Origin of the sequence: Alteromonas stellipolaris (genome assembly GCF_001562115.1) — a bacterium.
GTDB classification, from domain to species: domain Bacteria; phylum Pseudomonadota; class Gammaproteobacteria; order Enterobacterales; family Alteromonadaceae; genus Alteromonas; species Alteromonas stellipolaris.
Window position 1 is genome coordinate 306514 of the sequence record NZ_CP013926.1, and the last position, 16122, is coordinate 322635.

Below are 16122 nucleotides of genomic sequence, written 5' to 3' on the forward strand. Positions count from 1 at the left end.
AAAAAACTATGAGCATTTCTATTAAACCAGCTGGAGTTGAATCGAATTTACCTAATCAGATTATTGGGAAAGAGTTGTTTCGGCAGAACGATGTGTCTGAATCCGTTTTGTGTGAAGAAAGGGGTTTCCCTCTACTCCTTCGGTCCAACTCGAAAAGCACATCGCCAGCTCAGTGGATTGCACAGAATCAGCAAAAGATTCAGCAATCGCTCAATCAATATGGTGCGTTATTGCTCAGAGACTTTCAGCTTTCAGACGAAAATGATTTCAGAGAAGCGGCCAATCAGTTTATCCCCACTATTGCTAAATACATGGAGGGAGCTACTCCTCGCACAGATTTAGGAAAAGGGACGTATACTTCAACGGAGTTTCCTAACGAATTAAGTATTGCGCAGCACAATGAGTTGTCTTACGTAACGCAATGGCCTATGAAAATTGCGTTTTGTTGTCTCGTTGCGCCAGAGCAAGGCGGGGCGACGCCCATTGCTGATGTCCGCCAGGTTTTAGCATTTATAGACAAAGATGTTCGCGATAAGTTTGACGCACTGGGTTGGACACTGGTACGAAATTTTGGAAATGGATTAGGCCCAACCTGGCAAAAATCATTTAATACTCACGATATCGAAGAGGTTAAAGCGTATTGCCAACGCGCAGAAATCGATCTTGAGGTAATCAGTGAGTATCAAATCAGAACGCGCCAAACCCGACCGGCTATTCGCAGGCATATTCATACAAACGAGCAAGTCTGGTTCAATCACGCCGCGTTTTGGCACCCTTCAAGCCTCTGCCCAATTATCCGTAAAGAGCTCGTGTCACAATTTGGGGAAGATGCCCTCACTTACAACACTCTTTATGGAGACGGGTCTGTTATTGAAGATGAGGTGATAACGCATATCAACGAGGCATATGACAAAGCGACAGTGTCATTCCCATGGAATAAGGGAGACTTGATGTTGATGGATAATATGCTGGTGTCCCACGGGCGGGCCCCATTCGAGGGGCAGAGACGTATTGTTGTATCAATGGGTGACCCTGTGAACAGCGAAGCTAGCATGTCATAACCTCAGTTGCTTTTACTTTTAAGCCTAAAAATCAGAGAAACAATTATGTTATTTTTCTTCTTAAAAAAATTCAAAGGGATCATGCTTATCTCAGGTCTTCTGAGCGTTTTCACTGCGGCGGCGTCTCTAGGCCTGTTTCATGTGGTGGGCGAGTATGGTGAACAAGGCTTTTCGTTAACGACGGGTGGTATTTATCTTGGACTGCTAACCTTTTTGTTATGCAGTTCTATGCTCGCCAGCTATGCGCTGTCGTTTTTTACTTCACGTTCTATACACGGTGTGAGGCACTCGCTGGTAACCCGGATCTTAGGGAGTAAATTCACAACCTTAGAGAAAGCCGGTCGTTCGAGGCTATATAACGTCTTAACCAATGATGTGAATGCAATATCTAATGCACTGGCGGAAATGCCTGCCTTTATCTATAACGCGCTGTTGATGATAGCGTGTTTTGGGTATCTGATTTACCTGTCACCAATTGTTTTTGCCATAGTGATATCTACCGTCGTTGTTGCAGGTGTGTTCACCAGCGTCATTATGAAGCGCATCAGCAAGGATGCTTTTGCGCTACGCAGTCGGCAGGATGAGGTTTTTGAAGGCTATAAGGGGCTGCTGGAGGGGTCTAAACAACTCGCGTTAAGTTCCTTCAGGAAAAAGCACTATTTGGCCAACGTATTAAACCCACAGTTGGATAATCTAAAGGAAAGTGAGCGACGCTACGGTTTTTCTTGGGATATCAACCGCAATATCAGTCAGTCTTTAATCTTTTTGGTTCTTGGGGCTGTCATTATTGTTAGCCAAACGATGCAATCCAGCCACTTGGTAATGAGCTATTTGCTCATTTTAACCTACCTTGCCGGCCCTTTTGGGTATGTAATGGGGCTGTGGCAATCAATTATCAGAGCAAAAGTGTCACTACAGAAGATAGAAAGCTTACAGCTCGATGATCAAATGTATTCTAATTGTGAGATTAGTCATGAGCAACCTGATATGCACTGGGATTGTATTCATTTTGCAGATATCGGGTTCAAATACACGGAAAGTGCAGAACAATTTACTTTGGAGCGGATTAACTTTTCCCTGAAAAAGGGAGAGGTAGTTTTTGTCACAGGCGGCAATGGCAGTGGTAAGTCAACTTTCATGCACATATTGTTAGGGTTGTACAAGCCCACGTCCGGTCAAATATTGTTGGATGGTGAGCCCGTAACAGAGGCTACTATTTCGCAGTATATGAACAAAATGGCTATCGTTTTGCCGGACTTTTACTTATACAAGTCTTTGGTAGGGAAAAACGGGCAAGAAGTTGATCGAGAAAAGGTCAATGACATGTTGCGGCGTTTCGATTTAGATCAGAAAGTAGTGCTGGATGAATATGGTTATGAGTCCGTTTCATTTTCTATGGGACAAAGAAAACGTCTAGCCCTGATTTCTGCCATTTTAGAAGACAAAGAGATATATGTTTTGGATGAATGGGCTGCTGATCAGGATCCTCACTTCAGACATGTTTTCTATACACAAATTATTCCTTGGTTAAAAAGTCAGGGAAAAACTATTGTCGCTGTCACACATGACGATAAGTATTTTGATTGCGCTGATCACCAAATTAAGTTCGACCTGGGTAACATGGAAGAAGTAAACCGCCAACTAACCTCTGCAGCGTAACAACGCTAACGCAAACCTGGCTTGGCATCGAACTGAATGTTCGATGCCTTTTTTGCGGTGTTACTGGTATTTTGTCTTTACCAACATGCCCTCTACATGACAGACACCTTTGTAAATTTAAATACACATAGCGGAGTTTGATAGACTGTTCAATTTCCGTTTTGTCACAAATGGCTTAAGATCGAAGTAACGATCAGGCAACACCCTCACCATTATTGATAGGCGCGATTTATGGACGACTTAATTGCCTAAATGGTTAAAGTAATAGTTTTACTCACTCGGTTTGTTTTTTTTCACTACCATAGTTCAAAGCGCGTTGCTGATCAGACAAATTTAGAGGAATATTGATATAAGAAATCTCTTATCGACAAATAAAGGAAGATACGGCAGCATAACTTAAAAAATGAACAGTTGAACGCACGCGTTTGGTTGGAATTTGTATGAACAAGGAAGAATGGGATGGCAGTATATATCCGAGTGTTCGTTATCTTTTTGAGTTTCTTAGTGATAACTAACGCAAGTGCAGAATCGACTAGTATTGGTCCCGACGTCGAGACCTTATTAGCACTTAAAACAGACGCTATAGAATATGCAGAGAGCGGGGCAGTAATACTCAGTCGCAAAACCGAAATTACGGTTGACGAGCAACGCTTAGAGTCTACCAAATATTACCGCGCTATCTATATTGCAAGCGAAGAAGCGGTATCTGACTATTCAAAATTAGTTAACTCGTTCAATGCTTATTACCATACTAGTAGTATCGATTTTGCTCGGGTAATTGCTGCTGATGGTCAAATTTTCAATATGCAAGACGATGCTATCTCTGAGGTGGCAGCGAATAACGACGATTACCTTGATGATATGAAGCGAATTGAGTTCGCTGTGCCTCAGTTAAAAGTGGGTAATATTATCGAGTACCAAATTAACGAAAAGCAGACCAAAGCGATTATCGATGGTGAATGGTTCACCGGCATTCGCTTTAACCACGTAAAGTTTTTGCCGCAGAAAAACTGGGTGCGAATCGATCCTATTCTGACCTCGTTAACAATACTCACTATTCCAAATTCCGTTGATTTATATATCGAAAGTCGAAACACTGATTTGTCTCCGCTTGTGACGAAAAGTGGAAGCACAACGCAATACGAGTGGAAAATGGATAAGTTAGAAGGTATTGAAATTGAGTCTGGCATGCCGCCAATCGATGAAACCTTACCCCTCGTTTACGTCTCTACTATGAACAATTGGAAAACAGTAGATGATTGGTACTGGGACTTATTCAAGCCAAGCCTGATGCCAGCAGATAATGTTACCGCGTTAGCGAATGAACTGTTCAGTGGCCAAGATACCCAGACCGGCAAAGTAAAAGCGGTGTTTGATTACATGCAAAAAAATGTTCGTTATATAGGTGCGCATGTTAACCGTGGAGGCTACCAACCTCATACTGCACAAGAAGTGCTACAGAACGCCTACGGCGATTGTAAAGACCAAACCACTCTTATTGTTGCTCTGCTCAACGAAGCCGGTATTAAAGCATCGCCAGCGTTAGTTAATACTTACAACGGAAGTGTTGTATTTGATGATTTACCAGCACTTAACTTTAACCATATGATCACCTACGTGACCACGGATGAAGGTAGTTATTGGCTAGATACTAGTGGTCAAACGGGCACTTTCCCGGGATTGAGCGCCATGCTTGGGGGCAAACGTACATTCGTGATAACTGGCAACGCGGGTCAGCTCGTGGAAGTTCCCCATGTTGACCCTGAAGAGAATGTGGCAAAAGTGGCGGTTGATTATTCACTGAATGATTCTGCATTAAGCGCATCAGTGAAGATGAGTTTTGACGGTCAAGTGGAAACGAATCTTCGAAATTATTATCAATTTTCGCCAGAAAAGCGCGCTGTAGTAGAGCAACTTCTGTCGCCATTTGTTCACGATAATCGAGTAACGTCGTTTACAGCAACTGATCCTGCAGACTCTGCCACACCTTTTGAAATAGAAGGGAAGTTTGTAGATTTACTTTCTATTACCGAAGACATTTCTCGTTTTCATTACAGCATGAACTATGCGCAAATTTTAAAAGTCTTTACCGGTTTTTCTATCATGGAACCTGTATCTGAGCGTGCTCAAGACCTATATATACAAATACCCATTACGGTAGAACTTTTTATTACTTATCCAGCCCCTTGGTCAGATGCAGAACTAGTGCAAAATGGGCCTGCCAGTAATTATCAAAACCCATTTTTTGAAATTACACATACTGCGCAGCCTAGTGACAACGAGGTAACAAGTACCTCAAAGTTTGTACTGTATGCGCAAACCATACCGGTTGAAGAATATGCGGCCTTTTTTAATGCTATTGATGCCTTTCAAAAAGGCAGCGAGAGTATGTTCGTCTATGACAAGGTGATGGCAACATCACCGCAAAGCCACGAAGCGTTATCGATAGAAGAGCAAATAGCGCACTCGCGAGCCTTACTTGATAGTGGGCGCTTTGACGAGGCGTTGGAATATGTTACCGAACTTGCTAATGGCAACAAAGATAATGGGGAAGTGCAGTTTTTACTGGGTATTGTGCATGGTTTCAATGGCAAAGACGCGCTGTCTGAAGCGGCGTTCGAGCGTGCTGAATCGCTTGGCTATCAGTATTAGTACATAAAGGATTATTAGATGATGTTTTACCGAATTGTACTACTTGCTGGTGCGATATTACTGAGCGGCTGTGAGTCTACTTCAACCCAAAATGTAAATGCCTCGCCTGAACTCGTTGGTTTAGAGCAGCAGGTTAAGAGTTATCCCAACGATTCGCAGGCATTACGCAATTTAGTTGAGTACCAGCTGAAGGCGTTTGAGCGAGAGCCGGATTATGACTTATTGAATAAGCTGCAAAGCAATTTGCAACAAGGCATAAAACAAGCGCCTAACGATCGGTATTTTGCTTTTCACTATTACCGGTTGAATTTGCAATTAGCATTTGTAGAGCAAGAGTACGACGAACAAAAGTGGCAAGGTTTTTATAATCAGCACCCGTTCTTGAGTACGTTAGATATTGCACCGCCGGTGTATGTCTCTTACTTACTCGAGCAACCCCAAGATGAAAAAATGTTAGCGGCGTTAAAACAAACGGTTCGTGACAATCCATTTTTTATGAATGGGGCTTTAGAGTTAGCTTATTATTATTATAATCAGGATCAGGTTGAATTAGCGTTATACATTGTAGATGCGGCGCGCAAGCGAGATGACAACTACCCAGATCTAAAGTCGGACTGGGTGCTTTATCAAACCGAGTACGCACTTAAAAATATGTGTGATACCGGCACTTACAAGCCATTAGACGATATCATTACCGAAAGCCGACTTCTTACGCAGTCGTTTCCCAATGACCCATTTCAGTTTAATTTGCTCGCCGATTTATTTCGTCTTAGCAATAAAACCACACTGGCCGTGTATACCGCACAAAAAGCGGCAAAGTTAGATCCTAGTTATCAAAGTTACTTAAATGAAATGTATTTATGGGATACCAAAATCGATAAAGTCATCGACTATGAAATAACTGATGCAGATAGCAAAGCAGAGGTTTTACTTACCCAAATTTACGCAAATATTGTGGCGGGTAATTGGGATAAGGTAGGCAGTCTTGCTAGTCGTTATAGTCAAGTTGATGAGGCTAGAATTTATGGGGTACTTTATGGTGCTTATGGCTATAAAATGCAGGGCAATAGCCAAGGACATCGTGAGTTATTAAACTTTGCCTCTGAGCACCTCGAACTGGACGATTGGCAAAAAGGGATGCTTAGCTTTGCCAAAGGCAGTATTGATGAAGCGCAATTGATGGCACGGGCGAGTGATCGCTGCGAACAGTCTGAAGCCCTATTCATTGCAGCGCTAAACCACATAGAAAACGACAACGCTGAACTTGCAGAGACCTACTGGCAGCGTATTTACGAACTTGATATAAGAACGTTTTTCGAATTCGCAGTAGCGAAGAATAAAATTAAAGCTGCAAAAAAGTAGCAGGGCTAGACCTATTTTAACGTAACGGGGTTCCCGTCAGGGTTCCCCATACAGCTTTTTTTTCAAATAAAACGGTGAATAATTACCTAAATGTTTGTTTAAGCCTTAGGGATATATTTTTCAATTAACCTATCAAACGAGCTTTTTTGCAGGGGCTTAATAATGTAACCCTTAGCTCCCTTTTGCATCGCTTTAGTCACCGTGGCTTTATGTTTATCCCCCGACAACATAATAATTGGTGTGTCAGCATTTAGGCTTTGCTCCGAGTTAGCCTGGCCTACAATGTAGATGCCGTTAGTGTCTGGTAAATTCACATCCATCAGCACAAGATCGTACTTTTTGGCGGTCAAAGAAGCGAAGGCTTGCCTGCCTGTGGTAACGGTATCGCAATGCATCTTATATCTATCAATCAATCGCTTAGTTAATTGAATGCTAATAATGTCATCCTCAACCACAAGAATAGAGGGCGCGTCGTTCTTTTTTGCCAGTATTTTTTCAGGGTCGATATCTTGGTTGTATAGTCGGTTAAAGACATAGCCCTTGTCTTTTTCGTCTGCGCTTGTTTCAGTGCTCGCACCTGTCGTTGCTTCTTCAGCGTTAGTCTTTGACGTTAATTCTGCGGTTTTTAAATCAAGGGTTTTTTCTAATAAGCTAATTGCCCTTGCTTGCAGTTTAATTAGCTCTGGGCGAATTTGGTCTGACTTTATTTTAGATAGGGTCTCTTGTAACTTGGCAATATCAAGGTCTACGGACTGCTCCATTTCTACCCGTGTTACTGCGCGTTCTAATGCGTTTTCAATTTCTACAATAGAGCTTTCAAACTCTAACTGTAATTGATTTTTGTAGTCTAGGCCTTGTTTTAAAGCCTGCTTCATTTTGTCATCAAAATGGTCGATTTTGCTAAAGTAGGTTTGTTGAGCCAGCATCTCTTTATCTTGAACATGCACCCCTAGTTCGCTGAATAAATGTTCGCAAATTAATATAATGCGATGTAGTTCATAAACCGGCCGGGCAATCATGTAATCATCGATAATCCCAGCCGCATGGGCTTCATAAGCTTCTCTTTCAAACTGACGAGGTATTAAACTAACTATCTTGTGGTTGCATAGATGGTATGATTTTAGTGCTTCCAGTGTGCGGTAATAAGTAAACAAGCTTTTCTCTAATGAGTCGCCTGTCAGCAAAAGCACTTTGGGCTTAGAATCAATTAATAGCTTGCATAAGTCTCTTAAAGAATCACAGGTAACGTAGTCATCAAAGTGCTTCTTAATAACCTCAAGAACGATTTCGTCACTTTGCGGCTCTGTAATGTAGAGTATAATTTGGGCTTCACTGGAGTGAGTCATGATTTTCCAAATACTTCCTTATATGGGTAATGAGCTCTTCAATAGCGAGTTTCATTTCTTCCCAATCTAACAATATGAGTGGTTCTGCGGGAATTTGACGCCCTATATGTTCCACCGTTTCGCACTTCTGGCTTAAATGATAAGCACCAACAATTCTGGCACTACTTTTCAATCTGTGAGCAAACTTCGAGAGGGTTTGCCAGTCTTCAACATCCACTACATCAAGCATAAGAGGCAAGTCTTTACTCAGGCTTTGTTCAAACCCGCATAAATAGTCGTACTCCTCTTGTGGGCTAATATCGCCAACAATTTCGGTGAGTGCTGAAATATCAAAAACACGCGTAGAATCAACCTTACTATTAACCTCACTACTGTCATCAAAAAAGTCCGCTTCAAAGAGGAGATTTTCCGCATCGTGTTCATCTGTGACGGTTTCCACAGAGGAAGTCAGGGCGGATTGTTCGCTGTTAAGACGGCTAATTAAATCTGCTAGGGTTTGCAAGGTTAAGGGCTTCATTAAGATTCTATCGACACCCACCTCGTTACAGTGAGCCTGACACTGCTTAGAATTGTCGGCGGTAAGGATTAGCATGGTAGACTTGGGTCGCTGTTCACTTTCTTCTAAACATCGCAAAATACCAATCAGTTCTCCACCAGTAATGACGGGCATCTGGTAATCGCTAATAACCACATTGAACGGCTGTTGTTCGAAGAAAATAATCGCTTCTTCAGCAGACATTGCAAAGCTTGCTTTAATGTTCAGCGCATCAAACTGTTTTTTGAGCACGTAAATATTATCTGGGTTGTCCTCTACTACTAAAATTCGCAATCGGTCGGAAATGTTTTTGGGTGACATACTTGCAGCAGTAGCCGACAAGGAAGGGCAGTGTGGTGCTGCTAGGCTTAACAATTCGGCTAACTTGAGTGGAGCGAGATGAATTTGCTTAATAGTTAACTGGGCATGCATATTCACATTATCCACGAGCAGCGCGATTTGATGCACAGGGATAGGAGGCCTGTTATCTTGCAATGCCTGTTCAATATTAATCAATTCGGTTTCACAGCCGCTAGATGCATCCAGTAAGTAGAAGTGGTTTGGCAATGCGTTACTGGGTAAGGCGTCTGTTAAGATGGCCTTAAAGTGGAATCGCTGTGCATAGCGATTGAGGTCGTTAAAAAATACCGCGCTGTTAGTTTCAAAAGTGAACGTGTCTAAATTTGCTGGCGCTAGCTCTATTTCCGGCGCAGAACAGGCTTCTAATGGTAGTTGCACCACAAAGGTAGAGCCTTTGCCTAGCTCACTGTCTACATAGATACCGCCACCCATTAACTGTACTATTTTCTGACAGATGCTTAACCCAAGCCCGGTGCCACCAAACGTTTTGTGAATATCATCATTAGCTTGGGTGAAGCGATCAAAAATCGTATGTACTTTAGTACTCTCTATCCCAATCCCATTATCAATAACGTTGAAGTGAATGTAGTTGGTTAAATCATCTTGCAATACCTCAAGGCGAAGTGTTGCATTTAGCTTTTGATTAAATTTCAGACCATTGCTAATAAGGTTTGTGAGTACTTGGGTAAGGCGAAGTTCATCTACACTAACAATTCGAGATATGACGGGATCGACAAACAACGTAAGTTCCACATTTTGCTGCTTTGCCTGTCCATAGAAGGTGTTAATTAGCTCTTCACACAGTACTCTCAAATTAACGTCTGACGGCGAGAGCTGTACCATATTGGCATCAAACTTAGTGAAATCTAAAACATCATTGATGAGGCTTAACAGCGAGATAGAGCTTTTAGACACTCTTTTTAATAGCTCATTCCCTTTAAACTCTTCTTGATGCTCGCATAAATCTAGCAGACCTATAATGCCATTTAATGGGGTGCGTACCTCATGACTCATTGCTGCCATGAAGTTGCTTTTTGCATTGCTAAGTGCGGTGGCTTCATTAAAAGAGATTTCGAGTTGCTCGTTCAGCCCTTTTATTTGTGACTCATTGATAATGAGGCCAACACGTCCACCTGTGAAAGTGAGATTATCGCGATACTCATAGAATTGTCCGTCGGGCGCTGTGAACGACAAAGACATCTCTTGCTTACTATTAAATTTCCGTCGTAAAAAGCGATAGGTAACAGCCTGTAGATGGCTATCCCCTTGTGCGAAATAGTCACTAAAATCGTTAAGAATGGAATCTAATGGCACACCGTTTAAACTTTTGTTCCCGCAAAAAGGGAATATGTTTTGGAATTGCTCATTAACTAGGTCAATCTTTCCGTCACTACAAATTATTGCGGCATCGGGTATCTTATCGATTGCGGTAACCAAGTTATAGTATCGTTTTGCTAGCGCAGATGGCTTAGAACGAGCAATTTTAACTAGAGTCCTCCCATGTTCCATGGGCATGGCCGTGCACAGTTTTTCTTCGCCTTCTATCACGCAAAAAGCCAGTTCTTGCTCGCCGTTTAGCAAAGGTACTATGGCATCTATAATAATTGGCAAATTGGAAGACAGTGCCTCACTTTCATTCAACTTATTATTTGAAGCCAGAATGTCCAAGTCGTTATTAACCACAAGCACGGGATGATAAAACAGATTTATGAGACTTTGGGTTTTTTTCAGGTCTCTATTAATTTCAATATCTTTTATAGTCATGAAAAGGTGGTCTATTATTGAAGAATCGCCAAACAGTTTTATAAAAGCCTGTCTTAAATATTTATTACATAAGGTTTTTCTAATTAATTTTGTTCTCGCTTTGTAATAAAGCCAGTTAAAACCGCGACAATTTTAATGTAGATGACAATAGCGATAATTGCGAAGATCAGCGTGGTTTAGATAAGGACAATTATTGCTTCCCAATGCATTTTAATTAGAGGCCGATTTTCAGCCGCAGCCTAGTAATCTTATGGAGTAGCCGATGGTGAAGGATGTGTTAACTGCAAGGCAGCTTGTATTTAACGAAAACCACGAAATCTATGCTTGTGAGTTCTTATGCTTAGATGAAGGGGCGGAAGATACCTCTTCAAGTGTAAATGTGTGCCCATCAAAAAGGTTTATGACCACAAAGCGATTAGCCAGTGTTTGTGAGAGTATCGCTGAAAGTGAACGGCATTTAGATGTACCTATTTTTATCAATGTCGATCAAACCTTCTTGAGTGAAACTGATGATATTTATGCGGTAAAACCAAACATAATTTTGGAGATATTGGCTTCGGTAGAGCCTACGGAATCAAACCTGAAACGTATTCAGCAATTGCGACGCAAAGGCTTTGATTTTGCGCTAAGCGAATATGCATTAGACCCATCTAAAGCTTCTTTTTTTAAATACCTTAAAGTAATAAAAGTTGATGTGCTTAACGTGACCCAGTCACAACTTAGTAAAAGCCTACCAATTTTAAAGAAGTCGAAGTGCTTAATACTGGCAGAAAAAGTGGAAAGCCAAACGGTATACGAAAATTGTAAAGCGCTAGGGTTTGACCTATTTCAAGGCGACTTCCTTGAAAACCCTACCATTATTGGTGGAAAAGAAATAAGCGAAAAACAAAACAGTAGTCTGCAGCTAGTATCTGAATTCAGTAAAAACGACATAGAGGTTGATAAGGTCGCAGAAATCATTTCATTAGATCCTGTGCTGACTACTAAAATTTTGCTGTTAATTAACTGCCCGCTTTATCAACTGGTTCGAGATGTAAACAGTGTACGGGAAGCCGTTGTTATCTTAGGGCTAGATGTTGTTAAGCAGTGGGCAATTGTTATGTCGCTAATGTCTGTTTCTACTAGCCCAACTGAATTATTCCGGTCATTGTTAGCGCGGGCAAAAACCCTCGAACTTATTGCGTTTAATAATCAGGATGAGGAGGTTTCGCTTGACCCCTTAGAATGTTTTCTAGTGGGATTGCTCTCAGGTGTAGATGCCATTTTTAAAGTGAACATGGAGACATTAGTCGGCAGTTTGAAACTAGAAGCCCATTTAAAACAAGCGTTACTAACACATGACAATGCGCTAGGTTCCTTGCTTATTAATGTGATTGGTATTGAGCGATTTGATAGCCAAACGTTCGAGCGCTTATCAAACCAAGATATTTGTCTTTATGGTCGTTGCCAACAAGACGGCGCGTTATGGGCAGATACCGTAATGAAAAATCTATGATCAGCTTTTCAAAAGCATAAAATGTTGTTCTAGTTTAGAAGGTAACGACATGTATGTGGGCGAATGATAAGTGTATGATTGATGTATAGTAACGTTAATCGCTTAAATACATCGCTTGCCCTTCGCATTAGGAGCCTCCATGTTCACCGGATTGTGTGCTTTTCCTCTTACGCCCTTTCACCATGAAAAAATTGATTTTCACGCTTTTGAAAAGTTGATTGGTAACCTGAAGCAGGCCAATGTTGAGTCGATTTGTGCAATGGGGTCTACAGGTTTATATCCCTATTTATCAAGGGATGAGCTAGTTAAGGTGACTGAATCGTCAGTAGGAATAGCTGGCGACACGCCGGTAATGGTAGGCATTGGCTCACTGCGTACCTATGATGTATTGAAGAACGCAGAAGCCGCGCAACAAGCGGGTGCGAAAGCGCTGCTGTTAGCACCGGTTTCTTATCACCCGCTACACGACGCTGAAGTATTTGGCCTGTACGAGAAGGTTACCGCTGAAATCTCAATTCCCTTATGTATTTATGAGAACCCTGGAGTGACCCAGTTTAGTTTCAGCGACGAGCTATATCGCCAAGTTACCCAGCTTCCCAACGTTGGCGCGATTAAAATCCCCGGAATGCCTTTTGGTGATAACAATGCTAACGGGAAAATACGGCTTTCTAGCCTGCGAAATATAGTGCCAGAGCATGTCGCCATTGGGGTAAGTGGTGATAAATTTGGTGCCTTGGGGATGCATGCGGGATGCGATTTATGGTTATCTGTGCTCGGAGGCTTATTCCCTAATACGGTGAGAACCATGATTGCATCGAGTCAATCAACATCGCCGCAAGCAGCAATAGCACAATCTGAACGCTTAACCCCGTTGTGGGATTTATTCGCCCGCAATAAAGGCGGTATGCGCGTAATGGCCACCGCGGCGGCAATACTGGGGTACACAGAAGCAAACTGCTTACCACATCCGTTACAGCCCCTTCAGGGCGAAGATAAACAGAAACTCGAAGCGATTTTAACGCAACTATCACTGGATTAAGTTATACGTGACCCAGTTTAAATCTGTTGCTAATGCTAACGTACAGAGCCAAAGAGTAGCCCACCGTTGAACAAGGACCATTTCTCACCATTACTCAAATATGTTGTGTCTGCCATTATCGCGCGCACAGCAACAGGTGGTGCTATTGTTGCCATCGTATTGCTTGCTAGAAACCTTGAGCTTGATGGCAAAGCGGCAGGCATTTTGGCGGCGTGTTTAACGCTGCCCCACTTGTTAGGGCCAGTATACGGGCGTTGGTTAGATGGGGTTTCGCAGCCTAAGTATCTTATTAGCGCGGCGGCGCTGAGTTACACCGGCTTTTTTCTTTTGGCTATATTCAGTTTTGAGAAGCATTTGGCTTGGTTGTTGGCGTTTTCATTGTTGTTAAGTGGTGTTTGCAGTTCGTTTATAATGGGGGGATTAGGCACCCAGTTGCCAAGTTTAGTTAGTGCAAGCAATACATCCCTTAGAAAGGCGCAAAGCTGGGATACCATTACCTATGGGGTAGGGCACACGTTGGGGCCGTTTATTATTGCTTCCTTGTCGGCGCTGTTCTCGACAAAGGTGGCTGTCAGTGTGCTGGTGTTGACACCTATGTTAGCTGGCATGCTCATTTTAACTTTCCCTAAAAAGCATGTACTGCCGAAAAGTGATGCCTCATTAGATATAGGGTTTAAAAGCGTATTTTATGCGTTTAAAGACTCGAGCGCTTTGGTGCGTACGTTAGTGATGACATCGGGGGCGGCATTCAGTATTGCAGCCTTGCCTGTGTTGGCAGTTTATCTTAGCGAACATTGGCAGCACGCAGAGCATCATGGGGCTTATCTGGTCACGGCTTACGGGGTAGGAAATTTAAGTGGTGCGCTATTTCTCATCTTTAGGCCACTCTCGAAAGAGCCCCTAACATTGTTAAAGCGCTCAGGAAGCTTTTTGTTGGTTGCGTTACTGGTCACAACCCTAAGCCCTTCTTTCGTTCTTGGGGCGGCGGGCTACTGGTTATGTGGTGTTGCCAATGCCATTTTTTTTACTTCCAGCCTAGCGGCACGAACTGAGTTTGCCCCAGCGCACAGCGCGGCGCAAACGTACATGTGGGTTGCCGCGGCTAAGGTGGGAGCAGGCGCAATAGGTGCTTTAGTCGCTGGAACATTGTTAATACAAGGGGTAACCGTTTCGTTGGTAACATCTTGCGCTACCCTCGCACTCATTCTTATCGTGTGCTTTGCTGTATTCAAAGTACAAAAATAGTCTTTGGGTTATACGTTTACATTTTTGCTTTCAAAATTGCCGTTTAAATCTACTAGTCTTATTGATGACAATTCATTTAAACAATGGGCTATGCCTTGTTTATTGAGGTTATAGAGGTAATATGAGCTATGCACAATAATTAACATAAATTTAGCAAATTATGAAAACGTTATCCCTATTATGTACCGCAGCATTATTAGCAGCCACACCGGCATATTCAGCGCAGACGCTTTATCAAGACTATCCTAGTGATATTACGCCTGAACTAAGTGAAAAAGGTGCCTACCAAGTGGGTGTTAAAACCTTAACCGTTAACTATCCTAAGCCCGTAGTTACCTTACAAGGGCAGGTTGTTGAACGCGCGTTGAAATTGGAAGTTTGGTATCCCACCACTGATAGCGGCGCGTCAACAACGTATAAAAACCAAACCCGCAGTGGTAACGAATTTAGCATTCAAGCTGATGCTATTCGCGACGCCAGTGTGGCTAAAACGCAAGACAGTTACCCTATTGTTGTGTTATCACACGGCTATACGGGTTATCGCACAATAATGTATTACCTTGGTGAGCACCTAGCGTCTCATGGTTATATTGTGGCAGGGATAGACCATACCGACTCTACAAACGAAGATGTAGATTTCGCCGATGCTCCTTTTGCAGGTTTCCCTAGTACCTTATTGAATCGTTCGCGAGATCAAGTGTTAACACTTCAAGCGGTGAGTGAGCATGCGCTGTTCAGCGGTGTTGCCGATACCCAAAACGCTGGGCTTATTGGCTATTCTATGGGTGGTTTTGGTGCGGTGAATACCGTTGGCGGTTGTTATAACTTTGGCGCTGAAGCTACCGCAAGCTTTACTGGCGTAACCGATCCGGCGATTATCAGTGCGTTACAAAATGCACTTAACACCTGTGCTGGTGGTAACGCCGACGCTAAAAGCGTAGATACGCGCTGGAAAGCGGCTATGGCGTTAGCGCCGTGGGGCGGTCAACACAAAGTGTTTTCAGAAGATGCACTCGGTAATATTAAAGTTCCAATGCTATACGTAGCCGGCGATCATGATGATATATCTGGTTACCAAGGTATACAGTGGTTATTTGAAAATACGGGTAACAAAAACAGTAAACTGCTTACGTATAAAAATGCCAGACACAATATTGCTCCACATCCCGCCCCTAAAGAAGCATTTGGTAGCGAGTTTGATATTGGCCACTACTTAGAACCTGCATGGCGCTCAGAAACTATGAATGACATTAATGAGCACTTTGCATTGGCAATGATGGAATGCCATGTGAAAGGAAAAGCTGATTTTTGTGACTATTTAGATGTTGAAGGCGATAGTGGGCAAGTTGCCGTAGACGGGAAAGTACCAGAAGTCTGGAAAGGCTTCGACAATCGCTATGCGTTAGGCTTAATAATGGAAGGTAAGTCTAAGAAATAGGCGTTTACTTTACCATCATTCTACAAAGAAAAAATACAGTAAAGGCCTAACCACATGTTAGGCCTTTTTTGATTTTGCTCTGTATTATTCCCATAAGCGAACAGTTCATTAAGTAAGACATGCTTTGTTACTTATTCAATTAGAGAAGTCATTTTAAGCATGCTAA

10 protein-coding genes are annotated in these 16122 nt (G+C 42.5%); 8 read left to right on the plus strand and 2 right to left on the minus strand.

The window, feature by feature from the left end; translation table 11 throughout:
• Positions 1-8 precede the first annotated feature (8 nt).
• From AVL57_RS01235 to AVL57_RS01250, 4 genes are all read left to right on the plus strand, one after another.
• Positions 9-1061 carry a TauD/TfdA family dioxygenase gene (locus AVL57_RS01235; RefSeq protein ID WP_082604987.1) on the plus strand — a complete coding sequence of 351 codons (1053 nt, stop codon included), beginning with the start codon at positions 9-11 and terminating at the stop codon, positions 1059-1061.
• Positions 1062-1106: 45 nt separating this feature from the next.
• Positions 1107-2720, plus strand: coding sequence for a cyclic peptide export ABC transporter (locus AVL57_RS01240; protein ID WP_057794641.1), 1614 nt, complete (start codon positions 1107-1109; stop codon positions 2718-2720).
• Between the two features lie 459 nt (positions 2721-3179).
• Positions 3180-5372, plus strand: coding sequence for a transglutaminase family protein (locus AVL57_RS01245; RefSeq protein WP_057794639.1), 2193 nt, complete (start codon positions 3180-3182; stop codon positions 5370-5372).
• Positions 5373-5390: 18 nt separating this feature from the next.
• Positions 5391-6734: a tetratricopeptide repeat protein gene (locus AVL57_RS01250; RefSeq protein WP_057794637.1), complete on the plus strand. Its 1344-nt coding sequence runs from the start codon at positions 5391-5393 to the stop codon at positions 6732-6734.
• Positions 6735-6832: 98 nt separating this feature from the next.
• On the opposite strand, the gene AVL57_RS01255 is transcribed toward AVL57_RS01250, so the two are convergent.
• The gene (locus AVL57_RS01255) at positions 6833-8080 is read right to left on the minus strand and encodes a response regulator (protein WP_057794635.1); all 1248 of its coding nucleotides are present in this window, start codon (positions 8078-8080) and stop codon (positions 6833-6835) included.
• Complete coding sequence (locus AVL57_RS01260) at positions 8064-10739, minus strand: ATP-binding protein (RefSeq protein ID WP_057794633.1); 2676 nt, start codon at positions 10737-10739, stop codon at positions 8064-8066. The genes AVL57_RS01255 and AVL57_RS01260 overlap by 17 nt, the downstream gene beginning before the upstream one ends.
• Before the next feature lie 262 nt (positions 10740-11001).
• On the opposite strand from AVL57_RS01260, the gene AVL57_RS01265 reads away from it, so the two are divergent.
• From AVL57_RS01265 to AVL57_RS01280, 4 genes are all read left to right on the plus strand, one after another.
• The gene (locus AVL57_RS01265; RefSeq protein WP_057794632.1) at positions 11002-12234 is read left to right on the plus strand and encodes an EAL and HDOD domain-containing protein; all 1233 of its coding nucleotides are present in this window, start codon (positions 11002-11004) and stop codon (positions 12232-12234) included.
• 139 nt (positions 12235-12373) lie between these two features.
• A complete protein-coding gene (locus AVL57_RS01270; RefSeq protein WP_057794630.1) occupies positions 12374-13273 on the plus strand; it encodes a dihydrodipicolinate synthase family protein in 900 nt (299 codons plus the stop codon).
• Between the two features lie 66 nt (positions 13274-13339).
• Entirely contained in the window at positions 13340-14518 is a 1179-nt protein-coding gene (locus AVL57_RS01275; protein WP_082604986.1) for an MFS transporter, read from the plus strand.
• A 160-nt stretch (positions 14519-14678) separates the two neighbouring features.
• Entirely contained in the window at positions 14679-15956 is a 1278-nt protein-coding gene (locus tag AVL57_RS01280) for an alpha/beta hydrolase family protein (RefSeq protein WP_057794626.1), read from the plus strand.
• Positions 15957-16122: the final 166 nt, after the last annotated feature.